The sequence below is a fragment of the Actinoplanes sandaracinus genome (assembly GCF_030009775.1).
Classification (GTDB): domain Bacteria; phylum Actinomycetota; class Actinomycetes; order Mycobacteriales; family Micromonosporaceae; genus Actinoplanes; species Actinoplanes sandaracinus.
The window spans coordinates 466,964-481,000 of the sequence record NZ_JASCTH010000001.1 but is presented as its reverse complement, the minus strand read 5'-3'; the positions used below and the strand labels follow the sequence as shown (position 1 = coordinate 481,000).

Annotated in this window: 11 protein-coding genes and 1 pseudogene; 6 read left to right on the top strand and 6 right to left on the bottom strand. The window is 72.0% G+C overall.

All coding sequences use genetic code 11. The features are described 5' to 3' along the window. Window positions 1-43 precede the first annotated feature (43 nt). The 3 genes from QLQ12_RS02240 to QLQ12_RS02230 all read right to left on the bottom strand — a co-directional run bounded on the left by QLQ12_RS02240 (window position 44) and on the right by QLQ12_RS02230 (window position 4,219). On the bottom strand, window positions 44-1,021 hold the full coding sequence (locus QLQ12_RS02240) for a glutamate ABC transporter substrate-binding protein (protein WP_282756814.1): 978 nt from the start codon (window positions 1,019-1,021) through the stop codon (window positions 44-46). Window positions 1,022-1,107: 86 nt separating this feature from the next. Beyond that, window positions 1,108-2,487: a hypothetical protein gene (locus QLQ12_RS02235; RefSeq protein ID WP_282756813.1), complete on the bottom strand. Its 1,380-nt coding sequence runs from the start codon at window positions 2,485-2,487 to the stop codon at window positions 1,108-1,110. A 154-nt stretch (window positions 2,488-2,641) separates the two neighbouring features. Further along, a complete protein-coding gene (locus QLQ12_RS02230) occupies window positions 2,642-4,219 on the bottom strand; it encodes an FAD-dependent oxidoreductase (RefSeq protein ID WP_282756812.1) in 1,578 nt (525 codons plus the stop codon). Window positions 4,220-4,281: 62 nt separating this feature from the next. Between QLQ12_RS02230 and QLQ12_RS02225 the strand changes: the two are divergent. The 4 genes and pseudogenes from QLQ12_RS02225 to dmpG all read left to right on the top strand — a co-directional run. Beyond that, window positions 4,282-6,087: pseudogene (locus QLQ12_RS02225) on the top strand (FAD-dependent oxidoreductase); the annotation flags it as partial. 836 nt (window positions 6,088-6,923) lie between these two features. Then, window positions 6,924-7,691, top strand: coding sequence for a 2-keto-4-pentenoate hydratase (locus tag QLQ12_RS02220; RefSeq protein WP_282756811.1), 768 nt, complete (start codon window positions 6,924-6,926; stop codon window positions 7,689-7,691). Then, a complete protein-coding gene (locus tag QLQ12_RS02215; protein ID WP_282756810.1) occupies window positions 7,688-8,557 on the top strand; it encodes an acetaldehyde dehydrogenase (acetylating) in 870 nt (289 codons plus the stop codon). The genes QLQ12_RS02220 and QLQ12_RS02215 overlap by 4 nt, the downstream gene beginning before the upstream one ends. Further along, window positions 8,544-9,563: a 4-hydroxy-2-oxovalerate aldolase gene (gene dmpG, locus QLQ12_RS02210; protein ID WP_282756809.1), complete on the top strand. Its 1,020-nt coding sequence runs from the start codon at window positions 8,544-8,546 to the stop codon at window positions 9,561-9,563. Before QLQ12_RS02215 ends, dmpG begins: the two co-directional genes overlap by 14 nt. A gap of 88 nt (window positions 9,564-9,651) precedes the next feature. On the opposite strand, the gene QLQ12_RS02205 is transcribed toward dmpG, so the two are convergent. From QLQ12_RS02205 to QLQ12_RS02195, 3 genes are read right to left on the bottom strand one after another with little or no spacing between them, the layout of a single operon-like run. Then, complete coding sequence (locus tag QLQ12_RS02205) at window positions 9,652-10,575, bottom strand: ferredoxin--NADP reductase (protein WP_282756808.1); 924 nt, start codon at window positions 10,573-10,575, stop codon at window positions 9,652-9,654. Continuing rightward, window positions 10,575-10,823 carry a hypothetical protein gene (locus tag QLQ12_RS02200; RefSeq protein WP_282756807.1) on the bottom strand — a complete coding sequence of 83 codons (249 nt, stop codon included), beginning with the start codon at window positions 10,821-10,823 and terminating at the stop codon, window positions 10,575-10,577. Before QLQ12_RS02200 ends, QLQ12_RS02205 begins: the two co-directional genes overlap by 1 nt. Further along, window positions 10,820-11,947 carry a Rieske 2Fe-2S domain-containing protein gene (locus QLQ12_RS02195; RefSeq protein ID WP_282756806.1) on the bottom strand — a complete coding sequence of 376 codons (1,128 nt, stop codon included), beginning with the start codon at window positions 11,945-11,947 and terminating at the stop codon, window positions 10,820-10,822. Before QLQ12_RS02195 ends, QLQ12_RS02200 begins: the two co-directional genes overlap by 4 nt. Before the next feature lie 81 nt (window positions 11,948-12,028). Here QLQ12_RS02195 and hsaA point away from each other — a divergent pair, with 81 nt between their 5' ends. Both hsaA and hsaD read left to right on the top strand, forming a co-directional pair. Beyond that, window positions 12,029-13,195, top strand: a complete 1,167-nt coding sequence (gene hsaA, locus QLQ12_RS02190; RefSeq protein ID WP_282756805.1) for a 3-hydroxy-9,10-secoandrosta-1,3,5(10)-triene-9,17-dione monooxygenase oxygenase subunit — start codon at window positions 12,029-12,031, stop codon at window positions 13,193-13,195. A 1-nt stretch (window position 13,196) separates the two neighbouring features. Continuing rightward, the gene (hsaD, locus tag QLQ12_RS02185) at window positions 13,197-14,000 is read left to right on the top strand and encodes a 4,5:9,10-diseco-3-hydroxy-5,9,17-trioxoandrosta-1(10),2-diene-4-oate hydrolase (RefSeq protein ID WP_282756804.1); all 804 of its coding nucleotides are present in this window, start codon (window positions 13,197-13,199) and stop codon (window positions 13,998-14,000) included. The last annotated feature ends 37 nt before the right edge of the window (window positions 14,001-14,037 follow it).

Genomic DNA, 14,037 nt, shown 5'->3' with positions numbered 1-14,037 from the left:
GGTAGACCAGACCCGCCGGAAGCACTGTCGGCCGAACGACCGGTCAATCCCGGTAGACCGCGACCGGTGGGGTGGCCGACCCCAGCCGCTCCCGCAGCCACCGGTCGTAGATGCGGGTCCAGGTGCCGTCCGACCGCATCCGCTCCAGCACCCCGTTGACGAACCGGACCAGGTCCTCGTGCTCCTTCGGCACGCCGATCCCGGCCGGCTCGTCGGTGGCCGGATGCCCGACCACCTCGGTCGTCGGGTCCTGCGCGGCCAGACCAGCCAGCAGGATGTCGATGGTGGAGACCGCGTCGACCTGCCCCTGCTGGAGCAGCACCAGACAGTCCAGGGTGCTGTCGGTGCTCACCGGGATCAGCCCGGCCGGCTGCTCGGCGATCGTGACGATGCTGGTGCTGCCCTTGGTCGCGCAGACCTTCTTGCCGGCCATGTCGGAGAAGTCACGGATCCCGTCGGCCTTCCGGACCAGCAGCCGCTGCCGCGAGGCGATGTACTCGGACGAGAACGACACCTTCTGCCACCGCTCGCAGGTCATCGACATGGTCCGGATCACCAGGTCCACCTGCTTGTTCTCCAGGACCGGGATGCGGTCGGCCGTGGTGATCGCCCGGAACTGCACCTTCGACGGGTCGCCGAAGATCGCCCGCGCGATCTCCCGGGCGAAGTCGATCTCGAAGCCGACCAGCTCACCCGACGCCGGATCACGGAAACCGAAGAGGTACGCGTTCTGGTCGATGCCGACGACCAGACGGCCCCGCTCGGCGATCTGGGCCATCCTGCTGCCGGCCGGCATCGCGCCGGCTCTCGGCAGCGCGCCCGGCGGCCGCAGGCTGGCCCGTGGGTCGCAGTTCGGGGCCGGGGCGGCGCTCGGCACCGCGGCCGGGTCAGCCACGTTGAGCGGCCGCGGCACCGACGCGGTGACACCGGCCGTGACCGTCCGCGGCTGTTCGCCGTCCGCGCCGCATCCGGCCGCCAGCAGCATGACCGCCACCAGGGACGCCGTCGCTCTGGCCCGCACCGGCACTCCTCTGGTCGTAGCGGTCGTAGCTGTCACCGGTCCACCGGGAGCCGTCGCCCTCACCGGCGTCCTGCGCGTCGTCGCCTTCACCGGTACTCCTCGATTCGCGGGCGGAAACCCAGGACCACCGCGGCCACCATGCCCACGGTGAGCAGGACCAGTCCGGCGGTCAGGCCGCGCAACGCGCCGTCGGCGCTGTTCGCCTGCCGGTCCACCCGCCGGTTGGCGGTGGCCAGGGCCTCGGTCAGCGCCCCGTCCACCCGGGCGAACACCGCGGGCAGCGCGTCCTCGGTGGTCGCGGTGGCCAGTTCGACCGCCTTGTCGTAATCGCCGCCGTCGTCCTGGACGCGGACCTGCTGGTGCAGCTCACGCCAGCGGATCGTCTCGTCGCGGGCCTGGCTGATGAGCGGCCGATCGGCCACCGGGGCCTGCGCGATCGCCCGCTCGAACAACCCGCCCCGCCCGTCGGTGCCGATCAGCTCGTCCATCCGTCCGGCGAAGTCCTTCTCGAACGCGGCGCCGCCGCCCCGGGCCACCAGGGTCAGCGACTCGTTGGCGCGGGCCTGCAGCGACGCCCGGCCGGCGTTCGCGAGCAACGAGACCAGCGCCGAGCCGTCCCGCTCCCCGGTCTCCAGCCGGCCCGCCGACGCGCTCAGCGCCACCACCGACCACAGCAGCGCGAGCACCGTGGCCAGCGTCGCCGCGACCAGACCCGGGTTGAGGATCCGCCGGCTCCGGCGGGCCACCAGCACCTGTGCGGAGATCAACGCACCCACTGCCACCAGCCCGAGCAGCGCCGCCGCCCACGGGAAACGGGCGGCGGCGTCCTGCTCGGCCGCCACCCGCGCCTGTGCGCTCTCGAACAGCTTCGCCGCTTCCGGCAGCACCGTCTGCTGCATCAGCCCCGACGCCTCCCGCAGGTAGGCGCCACCGAGCGGCACACCCAGACGCTGGTACGACCGTGCCGTCTCGACCAGCCCGGTGTAGACCGGCAGCCGGTCGGCGACCAGCCGCAGCGACTCCGTGTCCCGCTCGTCCTCGGCATACTGCAGCGCCACCGTCAAGGCCGCGCTGGCCTGGGCGATGTCGTCGAGATAGCGGCTGCGCAGCACGGCCGACTCGCCGCCGTCCGACAGGAACGCGGTCGCCGCGGTCGCGTCGGCGTCGGCGAGTTCCCGGTACAGCGTCTGCGCGTCCACACTGAGCGGGCCGCTCACCCCGGAGACGTTCTGGATCAGCCCGGACCGGTCCTGGACCGCGGCGACCGCGGCCGTTCCCGCCGCCAGCCCCACCAGCACCAATCCGGCCGCGACCAGCGCATAGAGCCGGGGCGTGGTCAGCCGGCCGCGGATCCGCGCGGCCCTTCCGGGTGTTTCGACAGGGGCGGACTCGGCTGGTCTGAGCTGACTGGGCCCGGTATGCCCGGACTTGACTGCGGCAGGCGCCAGTTGGGTCGGCACGCTCACCCCCGTAGTGATCCACATCAGAAAGGTGCCGCGAAGGCGACAGCGTCACGGTATTCAACGCCGTCCACCACAGCGATGGATCGCCATCCGGCCGGCCCGCAGCGCTGTGTCACCGGGGTTTGTGACAGCGCTGAGAGCCGGCCGGGCTTGATCTTCACACCGCCAGGTCCAGGGCGGCCAGGTAACCGAAGGTCATCGCCGGGCCCAGGGTGGCGCCCGCTCCGGCGTACCCCCGGCCCATCACCGAGGCGGAGGCGTTGCCGGCGGCGTACAGGCCGGGGATCGCCGTGCCGTCGGGGCGCAGCACGCGGGCCCGTTCGTCGGTGCGCAAGCCGCCCTTGGTGCCCAGGTCGCCGGGGATCAGGGCGAACGCGTGGAACGGCGGCTTGCGCAGCGGCCCCAGGCAGGGGTTCGGGTGCTGGCGCGGGTCGCCGTAGTAGCGGTCGTAGGCCGAATCGCCCCGCCCGAAGTCCTCGTCCCGCCCGTTCACCGCGAAACCGTTGAACCGCTCCACGGTCTCCCGCAACGACCCGGCAGGCACCCCGATCCGGCCGGCCAGGCCGTCCAGAGTGTCCGCGCGGTGCGCCACGCCCGCGTCGAACCAGCGGCGCGGCAGCGGGGCCCGGGGCGGATGGCCGGCGAACAGGTAGCGGTCCCGGTAGGTGCGGTCGGTGATCAGCCAGGTCGGGCAGTGCGTGCCCGACCCGGTCCGGCCCAGCATGACGTGCACGAAGTCGACGTACGGCGCCGCCTCGTTGGCGAACCGGCGGCCGGTGCCGTCGACGATCAGGCTGCCCGGCAGGTTGCGCTCGGCCAGGCAGAAGTACGGTCCGCCGGTGAGAGGCAGCGCCGGTCCCCACCACGCCTCGTCCATCAGGTCGAGGGCCGCGCCCAGCCGCCGGCCGGCCTCGATCCCGGCGCCGGTGTTGCCGGTCGCGCCGACCGTGCCCTCGATGCCCAGGCCCTGGTGCTCCCGCCGCATCCGCTCGTTGTGCTCGAACCCGCCGCTGGTCAGCACCACGCCGAGCCGGGCCGTCAACCGCGACTCGCCACAGCGGACCCCGGTGACCCGGCCCTGAGCGGTGACGAGGCTGGTCATCGGCGTCCCCAGACGCACCGGCACACCGGCCGCGCGCAGCCCCGCCCGCAATCCGGCGGCGAGGGCCTGGCCCATGGTGAGGCGGCGGCCCTGGAACCGGCCGGCGGCCAGCCGGATCGCGGTCAGCGCCGACCGTGGATGCCGCAGACCCAGCGACAGCCACCGGTAGTCGACCGCGGTCACCGCCATCCCGCTCGGCGCGGCCCGGTACGGCGGCGCGAGGGTGTCCAGATCGGCCGCGACCCGGCGGACGTCCAACGGCCGCGGCTCGACGGTCCGCCCCTCGGCCAGGCCGCCAGGGGCCTCCGGGTGGTAGTCGGGATAGCCCGGCACCTTGGCGAACTCCAGCGGCGTGTGCTCACGGACGAAGGCGAGCACCGCCGGCCCGTGTTCGAGAAGCGCGTCTCGTCGGCCCGCCGGCACCTCATCGCCTGTAACGTGTTTCAGGTAGGTAGCCGCTTCCGTTCCCGGCAGCCACAGGCCGCCGCCGGAGCGGGCGGTGGATCCGCCGTACACCGTCGCGCCCTCCACCACCACAGTCTTGAGCCCGTGATGGGCCGCGGTGAGCGCGGCGGTCATGCCGGCCGCGCCGCTGCCGACCACGACGACGTCGAATGCCTCCTCGATAGCCACTAGAACAGGTTATAGTTATTCGGTCGCTGCGCCTAGCGTCGGCGCAGCCCCGGGAGGTCCGCGTGGACGAGTCGGCCGCCGTCGTGGTGGTGGGTTTCGGCGCGGCCGGGGTCAGCGCCGCGATCGAGGCCGCCGAGTCCGGCGCGACCGTTCTGGTCATCGACCGGTTCACCGGCGGCGGCGCCACCGCCATCTCCGGCGGCATCGTCTACGCCGGCGGCGGCACCCGCCAGCAGCGGGCGGCCGGCATCGAGGACACCCCCGAGGCGATGTACGGCTACCTGCGCCACGAGGTCGGCGACGCGGTATCGGCCGCCACCCTGCGCCGGTTCTGCGACGAGTCCGCCGCTCTGCTCGGCTGGCTGGAGGACCACGGGGTCCCGTTCGACGCGAGCCTCTGCCCCTACAAGACGTCCTATCCGACGAACCGTCACTACCTGTACCAGTCGGGCAGCGAACACGTCTATCCGTCGCCGGCTCCGCGCGGCCACCGGGTCCGCGCCCGCGGCACCTCCGGCGGCACGCTCCACGCCCGCCTCGCCGAGGCCGCCCGAGCTCGCGGTGTCCGCTTCCTCCCCCAGACCGAGGCGGTCAGCCTCACCACGCTCCCGGACCCGCCCGTGTCGGCGGACCTGCTCGGGTCAGAGGACCCGCCCGTGTCAGCGGACCTGCTCGGGTCAGCGGACCTGCTCGGGTCGGCGGACCCGGCCGCGTCGGCGGACCCGGCCGCGTCGGCGGACCCGGCCGCGTCGGCGGACCTGCTCGGGTCGGCGGACCCGCCCGCGACGGCGGACCCGCCCGCGACGGCGGACCCGCGCGCGACGGCGGATCCGGCCGCCACGGCGGGCGGGTCGGGGACGGCCGCGAGCCTTGGTGGGCGCGTCACGGGCGTTCGGTGCCGGACGCTGCGGGACGCGCCCGGCTGGGCCCGGCTCGCTCACGACCGGCTGCACCGGTGGTCGGTCAAGCCCGGCGTCTACCTGCCGGGGCTCGGCCGGCTGTTGCACCGGGCGGCTGTCCGGGTCGAGAACCGCTACGGCCGCGACCTGCACATCCGCGCGGACGCGGTGGTGCTGGCGGCCGGCGGTTTCGTCTTCGACCGGGCGCTGATGCGGCAGCACGCGCCCGGTTACCGCGGCGGTCTGCGGCTCGGGACGCCCGGCGACGACGGCGCGGGCATCCGGCTCGGGACCAGCGTGGGGGCGGGCACCGCACACCTGGACCGGGTCACCCTCTGGCGGTTCCTCACCCCGCCGTCGGCGCTGCTGGGAGGGTTGCTCGTCGACCGGAACGGCCGCCGGATCTGCGACGAGTCCCGCTATGGCGCGGCGATCGGCGACGCCGTGCTCCGCAGCCCGGACGGGCGGGCATGGCTGCTCCTCGACGCGACCGTGTTCCGGCGGGCCCGGCGTCAGCTGCGCAAGCAGACCCTGTGGTTCCAGCGCCTCCAGGCGCGGTGGCTGTTCACCGCTCGGCGCATCTCCGCGCCGACCCTCACGAAGCTGGCCCGCCGTGCCGGAATCGACCCGGACGGCCTGACCGCGACGGTAGCCGCCGCCAACACGGCTTGCCGCGAGGGCCACCCCGACCCGGCAGGCAAGGCCGCGGACCTCACACACCTGCTGGTCAGGCCGCCGTTTTCGCTGCTGGACGTGTCGGTGCGGGCGTCACCGGCCCCGATGCTCACCCTCGGTGGCCTCACCGTCGACGAGAACACCGGTCAGGTACTGAGGCCCGGCGCCACCGTGATCCCGGGCCTCTACGCCGCCGGCCGTACCGCCGTCGGTATCTGCTCCGGCTCCTACGTCAGCGGCCTCTCCCTCGCCGACTGCGTCTTCTCCGGCCGTCGAGCCGGCCACCACGCATCCACCCCGCCCACCCCTGCGTCCCCGCCGACTCCTGCCACTCCGCCCACCCCTGCCACTCCGCCCACCCCTGCCACCCCGTCCGCCGATGCCCACCGTGCCTCGATCCACCCCGCAGACGGCCCGCCGCCCGCGGGGCTGATGGCAGACGGCCCGCCGCCCGCGGGGCTGGGGGCGGAGGACTCGCCGCCCGCGGGGCTGGAGGTGGAGGGCTCGCCGCCCAGGGGGGCGGTGGCGGATGGCCAGGCCCATTCGGATTCGACCGTGCAGCCTGGCGACCACACATCCTCTGAGAACTCGACACCCGCTGCGGGTGTGGCCACACCCGCAGCGGGTGTCGAGGTTGCGCACCACACCATGCTGGAGCCGACCGTAGGCGGAGGCACTGCGGCTGATGCGGCGGAGGAGACACCTCCGAATGCGAGAGCGAGTCGACGTGGCTCGGGCGAAGTGGGAGGCGGATCCCGAGGGCGAGGGCCGCTCGTTGGCAGGGCTTTTCTACGAAGGCCGAGCGAGGCGTTCAGAGAGGGTTCGGGCGGGAGATCGACCGAGAGCTCGGACGGGAGACCGACCGAGGGTTCGAGCGGGTGGACGGCCGAGGGTTCGAGCGGGTGGACGGCCGAGGGTTCGAGCGGGTGGACGGCCGCGGGTCTAGGCGGCAGATCGACCGAGGGTTCGAGAGGGAGACCGACCGAGGGGCCGGGCGGGAGACCGACCGACGGTTCGGGCGGGTGGTCGGGTGAAGGGTCGGGAGATGGCGCGGGTGGGCGGCCGGGAGAAGGACCGGGCGCCACGGCGGGAGAGGCTGGCAGGGCATGATGACCGCGACTGAGCTGAGCATGTTCGCTGATCGTTTGCGGGATGCCGAGCGGGACCGGATCCCGGTCGCGCCGATCACCCGCGAGTCCCCGGGGCTCACGGCGGCCGACGCCTACGAGATCCAGTTGCGCAACATCCGGCGGCGCAGCGCACCGGTCGTCGGGCACAAGGTGGGGCTCTCGTCAAAGGCCATGCAGGAGATGATGGGCGTCGACGAGCCCGACTACGGGCATCTGCTCGCTGACATGCGGCTCTCCGAGGACGAGCCGGTGAACGCGGAGCGCTACTGCTTTCCACGGGTGGAGATCGAGGTGGCGTTCCTGCTCGGGGACGACCTGCCCGGGGAGTCCTGCACCGAGGCGGACGTGCTCGCGGCCACCGAGGCGCTCGCGCCGTCGATCGAGCTGATCGACAGCCGGATCGCCGACTGGCGGATCAGCCTGGCCGACACGATCGCCGACAACGCCTCTTCCGCGGGGTTCGTGGTGGGTGCTCAGCGCGTACCGCCGAATGAGATTGATCCTCGCGGCATCGCCGCGGTGTTGTTCCGGGGGACGGAGGCGGTGGCGGCGGGCCGTTCCGACGCCGTGCTGGGGAATCCGGTGACCGCGGTGGCGTGGCTGGCGCGGACGGTGGCGCGATTCGGCGTCCGCCTGCGGGCCGGGCATCTGATCATGCCGGGTGCGTGCGCGCGGGCCGTCGACGTGCGGCCGGGCGACGAGTTCCGGGCCGAGTTCACCGGGCTCGGTGACGTGCGGCTGACATTCGCGAAGGGAGGGACGCCGTGACGTTGACCGCGGCGATCGTGGGGTCGGGGAACATCGGGACCGACCTGATGTACAAGCTGCTCAGGTCGCCGGTGATCGATCCACGGTGGATGGCCGGGATCGACCGGGAGAGTCCGGGGCTGCGGCGGGCCGCCGACAACGGGCTCGCGACCGGCGCCGGCGGAGTGGACTGGCTGCTCGCTCAAGATCCACTGCCCGACCTGGTGTTCGAGGCCACCTCGGCGGCGGTGCACCGGACGAACGCGCCACGGTACGCGGCGGCGGGGATCCGGGCGATCGACCTGACGCCGGCGGCGATCGGCCCGGGCGTGGTGCCGGAGGTGAACCTCGGGGAGCACCGGGACGCGCCGAACCTCAACCTGATCACCTGTGGCGGGCAGGCGACCATCCCGATGGTGCACGCGGTGTCGCGGGTGACGCCGGTCAGCTATGCCGAGATCGTGGCCACTGTGGCGTCACGGTCGGCGGGACCGGGGACCAGGGCGAACATCGACGAGTTCACCCGGGCCACGAGCCGTGGGCTGGAGGTGATCGGCGGAGCCGCCCGCGGGAAGGCGATCATCGTGCTGAACCCCGCGTCCCCGCCGTTGATCATGCGGGACACGATCTTCTGTGCGGTCACCGCCGGCGCCGACCCCGCGATCATCACCAAGTCCGTCGTCGACCGCGTGGCCGAGATCTCGGCGTACGTGCCGGGGTATCGGCTGCTGGACGAGCCGCAGTTCGATCCGGTGGGCGACCGGATGCGAGTCGCGATCTTCGTGGAGATCGAGGGCTCTGGCGACTACATGCCGAGATATGCCGGGAACCTGGACATCATGACCGCTGCCGCGACCAGAGTGGGTGAGGAACTTGCCCGATCTTAGGATCACCGACTCGACCCTGCGTGACGGCTCCCACGCCAAACGCCACCAGTTCACGATCGGCGAGGTCACGGCCATCGTCGAGGCCCTCGACGACGCCGGTGTGCCGGTGATCGAGGTGACCCACGGCGACGGGCTGGGCGGGTCGAGTTTCACCTACGGCCTCAGCCGTACCCCGGAGCAGGAGCTGATCACGGCGGCCGTGAAGGCGGCCCGCAACGCGAAGATCGCCTTCCTGATGCTGCCCGGGGTCGGCGTCTTCGACGACATCCGCGAGGCGGCCGGCAACGGCGCGACCGTCTGCCGGATCGCCACCCACTGCACCGAGGCCGACATCGCCGTCCAGCACTTCGGCATCGCCCGCGATCTGGGCCTGGAGACCGTGGGCTTCCTGATGATGGCCCACTCCATCGCGCCGGCGGAGCTGGCGAAGCAGGCCCGGATCATGGCGGATGCCGGCTGCCAGTGCGTCTACGTGGTCGACTCCGCCGGCGCCCTCGTGCTCGACCAGGTCGGCGACCGGGTGGCCGCGCTCGTCGCCGAGCTGGGCGATGACGCGCAGGTCGGTTTCCACGGCCACGAGAACCTCGGTCTCGGGGTGGCCAACTCAATCCTCGCCTACCGGGCCGGTGCGCGGCAGATCGACGGCAGCACCCGTCGTTTCGGCGCGGGCGCGGGCAACACGCCGGTGGAGGCGTTCGTCGGCGTCTGCGACAAGCTCGGCATTCGCACCGGCGTCGATTTCTTCAAGATCGTCGACGCGGCCGAGGACGTGGTCCGCCCGGCGATGCCCGACGAGTGCCGACTCGATCGGATGGCCCTGATCATGGGTTATGCGGGCGTCTACTCCAGCTTCCTCATGCACGCCTGGACGCTGGCCGAGCGGTACGGCGTCTCCGGTGCCGAGATCCTGGTCCGTGCCGGCGAGCGCCGGCTGGTCGGCGGCCAGGAGGACCAGCTGATCACCATCGCCCGCGAACTGGCGAGCCGGTCGCCCGGCGCCGTCTGAGATCGCCGTCCTCGCGACCCGGCCGGCGGTCAGCGTCGTCTCGGACATCCTCCGGACGGCGCCGCCCGCCGGCCGCGTCGGTCGCCGGTCACCGGTAGGTGACTGAGACGTTGTCGGTGAGCGGGAGGGCCTGGCAGGCGAGGATGTAGCCCTCGGCGAAGTCCTCCTCCTCCAGGATCTCGTTGTTGACCATCTCGATCTCACCGCTGAGCAGGCGGCACGCGCACGCCCCGCACTGCCCTTGCCGGCACGAGTACGGCGGGTTCAGGCCCGCGTCGATGATCACGTCGAGCAGCCGCTTGCCGGCCGCCCACGGCAGCACATGGGTCCGCCCGTCGAGTTCCACCTCGGCGACCGCCTCCCGGCCGGTGGTGGCGACCACCTCGAACCGCTCCACCCGGATCCGTTCGGCCGGCACGCCGGCGAGTTGCAGCGCCTTCTCCGCGACGGCGACGAACGCTTCCGGGCCACAGACGAACGCGACCCGGCTCCGGTACGGCCAGAGCAGTTCCGCCAGCCCGTCGGCGGTGGGCACACCGCGCTCGCTGTCCAGCCAGTGCGTCACCGGCAGCAGCCCGTCCAGCTCGTCCTTGAAGATGATCGATCCGGGGTCGCGATTGGCGTACACCAGAGCGGGATCGCCCCGCATCGACTTGATGATCCCCATGATCGGGGTGATGCCCGACCCGCCCGCGAGCAGCAGCAGGTCGTCGTCGAACGAGTCCGGGGTGAACGTTCCCGCGGGCTCGGACATCTCCACTACGTCCCCGGCGCGGACGTGGTCGCAGATCCAGTTCGACACCTGCCCGTCGCGGACCCGTTTCACCGTGACCTTGGGTGGCTCGCCGGTGAACGGTGAACTGGCCAGGGAGTAGCAGCGGGCCCCCACGGGGGTGCGGACCGTCAGGTACTGCCCGGGCCGGTAGCCGAGGTCGGCGTCGAGGACCAGGGAGCAGGCGTCCGCGGTCTCGCGGATGACCGCGGCGACCCGGATCGGGTGGAAGACCGGCATCAACTCACCTCCAGGCGACCCTCACGTACCGCTCGGTCGATGCTCTCCCGCAGCGCCGGGCAGGTCGGCACCAGCGCGGTGGGCCGCCCGCCCGCCTCCTCGTCCAGCCGTGCGCAGGCCCGGCCGGCCCACTGCACGCTGGTCTGCATGGCACTGCGTTTGCCGGCCCGGACCTGGTGGCCGCAGGCCTCGCAGCGCACGTCGGTGAGCCCGCCGGCGAGATAGTCCTGGAGCTCGGAGGAGTTCACGAGGCGGCTGCCCGTGCCTGGTTGGCGGCGACCTCGGCCTCCCACGTCTGGACCGCCCGGGAGGTGTCGACCTCGAACTCGTAACGGGCGACCATGTCGTCGGTGACGTCCTCGACGTCGGTGTAGAACTGCTCGTACCACCGGCGGAGCTGGTAGACCGGCCCGTCCTCGGCGCAGAGCAGCGGGTTGTCGATGCGGGTCTTGTTCTTCCAGATCTCCACGTCCTGGAGGAATCCGACGCCGATGCTCTCCGCGAACTTGCCGGCCGCCTTGGCCGCCTGCTCGGTGGTGAGCCCCGGCAGCCGTTTGACGATGACGCCCCACTGCAGCACGAACGAGTCCGGCGTGACCGGATAGTGGCAGTTGATCAGCACCGACTCGACGTTGATCCCGTGCCAGTCGTGGTACAGGTAATCGATCATGTAGGACGGTCCGTAGTAGGCCGCCTCGGATCGCAGCGTGGCATCGCCGGCCTGGCTGGCCGTGGTCGGCACGTCGGGTCGCGGCCGGGTGTTCAGGAACTGTGCGGCGACATGCCCTTCCATGACGTTCTTGAAGAACGTCGGGAACGCGAAGTGGATGTAGAAGAAGTGCGCCATGTCCACCACGTTGTCGATGACCTCGCGGCAGTTGGCGCCGTCGATCCGCACCGAATCCCAGGTCCAGTCGCTCCACTCGCTGGAGAAGGCGCCCTCGATGCGGGGGATCGCCACCTCGGGCGGCGGGGGATTGCCCTGCGGATCGTTCCAGACGAACAGTTGACGGTTCTGTTCGCAGGTCGTCCATGAGCGGGTGCGGGCGCGTGACGGGACGCGGTGGGCATACGGCACGTCGGCGCAGCGGCCGTCGCCGCGCCACCGCCAGTCGTGGAACGGGCAGGCGATGGTGTCGCCCTTGATCGTGCCCTGGGTGAGGTCGCCGCCCATGTGGCGGCAGTAGCCGTCGAGCACGTGCAGGTCACCGGACGAGTCCGCGAAGACCACGAGTTTGGTGCCGAACGCCTCGATCGCGTGCGGCCTCCCGTCGCGGAACGTGCTGGCCGGCCCCAGGCAGTGCCACCCCCGGGCGAACCTCACCGGTGGCCGCCCGGCGTCGATGGTGCGCGGTTGCTGGCTGATGCTCATGTCCCACTCCTGGTCCCTAGGTAGAACGTGTTCTAGTATAGGGGTCGCTCGACATGCGGCCAACCAGCCTGGAGGGATCCCATGGAAGCGGTCCTCGACAGAGTCCGTGAACTATTACCGGTTCTGCGCGAGCGGGCGCAGGAGACCGAGGACCGCCGGGCCCTCGCGCCAGAAACGGTCAAAGCGCTCGCCGAGTCCGGCTTCTTCCGCCTGCTGCAGCCGGCCCGGTTCGGCGGTCACGAATCGCACCCGCTCACCTTCCTCACCGGCGTCCGCGAGATCGCCGCCGCGTGCGGCTCCACCGGCTGGGTCGCCTCCGTCATCGGCGTCCACAACTGGCAGCTCGCCCTCTTCCCGGACCGCGCCCAGCAGGACGTGTGGAGCGCCGACACCGGCACCCGGATGTCGTCGTCCTACGCGCCCACCGGCAAGATCAGCAGGGTCGACGGCGGTTTCCGGGTCAACGGCCGCTGGAGCTTCTCCTCCGGCTGCGACCACGCCACCTGGGTGCTGCTCGGCGGCATCGTCCCGCCCGGCGACGACGGCACGCCCGCCGACTTCCGCACCTTCCTGCTGCCGGCGAGCGACTACACGATCGAGGACGTCTGGCACACCGTCGGCCTGCGCGGCACCGGCAGCAACGACATCGTGGTGACCGACGCGTTCGTGCCGGAGTACCGGTCGCTGAGCTTCAACGACACCGCCCGCTGCGTCTGCCCCGGTCAGGAGCAGAACCCGGGCGCGCTCTACCGGATCCCGTACGCGTCACTGTTCTCCTACGCGATCACCACGCCGATCATCGGCATGGCCACCGGCGCCTACCAGGCACACGTCGACTACACCCGTAGCCGGGTTCGCGCCTCCTACGTCGGCGTCAAGGCCGCCGAGGACCCGCACTCCCAGGTGCGCGTCGCCGAGGCGGCCGGCGACATCGACTCCGCCTGGTTCGCCCTGCAGGCCAACATGCGTGAGCTGATGGACCTCGTCACCGCCGGCGCGAAGCTGCCGATGCCGCTGCGGCTGCGGGTCCGCCGCGACCAGGTCCGCGGCACCGGCCTCGCGATCCGCGCCGTCGACCGGCTCTTCGAGAACTCCGGCGGCCGGGCCCTCGCCGTCGGCACCCCGATCCAGCGTTTCTGGCGTGACGCGCACTCCGGCCGGGTCCACGCCATCAACGACCCCGAGCGGGCCCTGTCCATGTTCGGCCGCGGCGAGTTCGGCCTCCCTCTCAACGACGCGATGGTGTGAGATGAGCCTGCACTTTCACCGTGAGGGCCAAGGGTCGCCGGTGGTCCTTCTCCACGGCGGCGGCCCCGGCGCGTCCGCCATGAGCAATTTCGGCCGTACGATCCCCGCGCTCGCCCCACATTTCGACGTCCTCGCGGTCGACCAGCCGGGATACGGGGGCTCGCTCGGCGACCCGATCATCGGCCAGTACTTCACCCACGCGGCCAACGAGCTGGCCGGGTTGCTGGACAAACTCGGCATCGATCAGGTCGACCTGATCGGCAACTCGCTCGGCGGCGGCACGGCCGTGCGGTTCGCGCTGCTGCACCCGTCACGGGCCCGCCGGCTGCTCCTGATGGGACCCGGCGGCCTGTCGCTGAACGTCTTCTCCGCCGACCCCACCGAGGGCGTCAAACGCCTCACCGGGTTCAGCCGGGATCCCAGCCGCGAGAGGCTGGGCGCGTTCCTCCGTACCCTCGTCTTCGATCCGTCCTTGATCACCGAGGAGCTGATCGAGGAGCGGTTCCGCGCCGCGAGCGACCCGGCCGCGATGCGCGCCCTGGGCGAGATGGGCGCCTCGTTCAGCAACCCCTCGACGTACGAGGAGGGCCTGCTCTGGCGCGACGCCCACCGCCTGCGCCATCAGGTGCTGCTGGTGTGGGGCCGTGAGGACCGGGTCAACCCGCTCGACGGCGCCCTGGTCGCCCTGAAACTGCTGCGCAACGCCCGCCTGCACGTCTTCGGCGGCTGCGGCCACTGGGCCCACCTGGAGAAGTTCGACGAGTTCAACCGCCTGGCCATCGACTTCCTGACGCCGTCTCCCTGACCGGACCGCTCCACCGACCTGTCCGTGCCCGCTTCGT

What these genes read in the sequence shown, in the direction of transcription:
- QLQ12_RS02220 (WP_282756811.1), top strand. Translation starts at nt 6,924, where the DNA reads ATGTTCGCTGATCGTTTGCGGGATGCCGAGCGGGACCGGATCCCGGTC.
- QLQ12_RS02205 (WP_282756808.1), bottom strand. Translation starts at nt 10,575, where the DNA reads ATGCCGGTCTTCCACCCGATCCGGGTCGCCGCGGTCATCCGCGAGACC.
- QLQ12_RS02195 (WP_282756806.1), bottom strand. Translation starts at nt 11,947, where the DNA reads ATGAGCATCAGCCAGCAACCGCGCACCATCGACGCCGGGCGGCCACCG.
- hsaA (WP_282756805.1), top strand. Translation starts at nt 12,029, where the DNA reads ATGGAAGCGGTCCTCGACAGAGTCCGTGAACTATTACCGGTTCTGCGC.
- hsaD (WP_282756804.1), top strand. Translation starts at nt 13,197, where the DNA reads ATGAGCCTGCACTTTCACCGTGAGGGCCAAGGGTCGCCGGTGGTCCTT.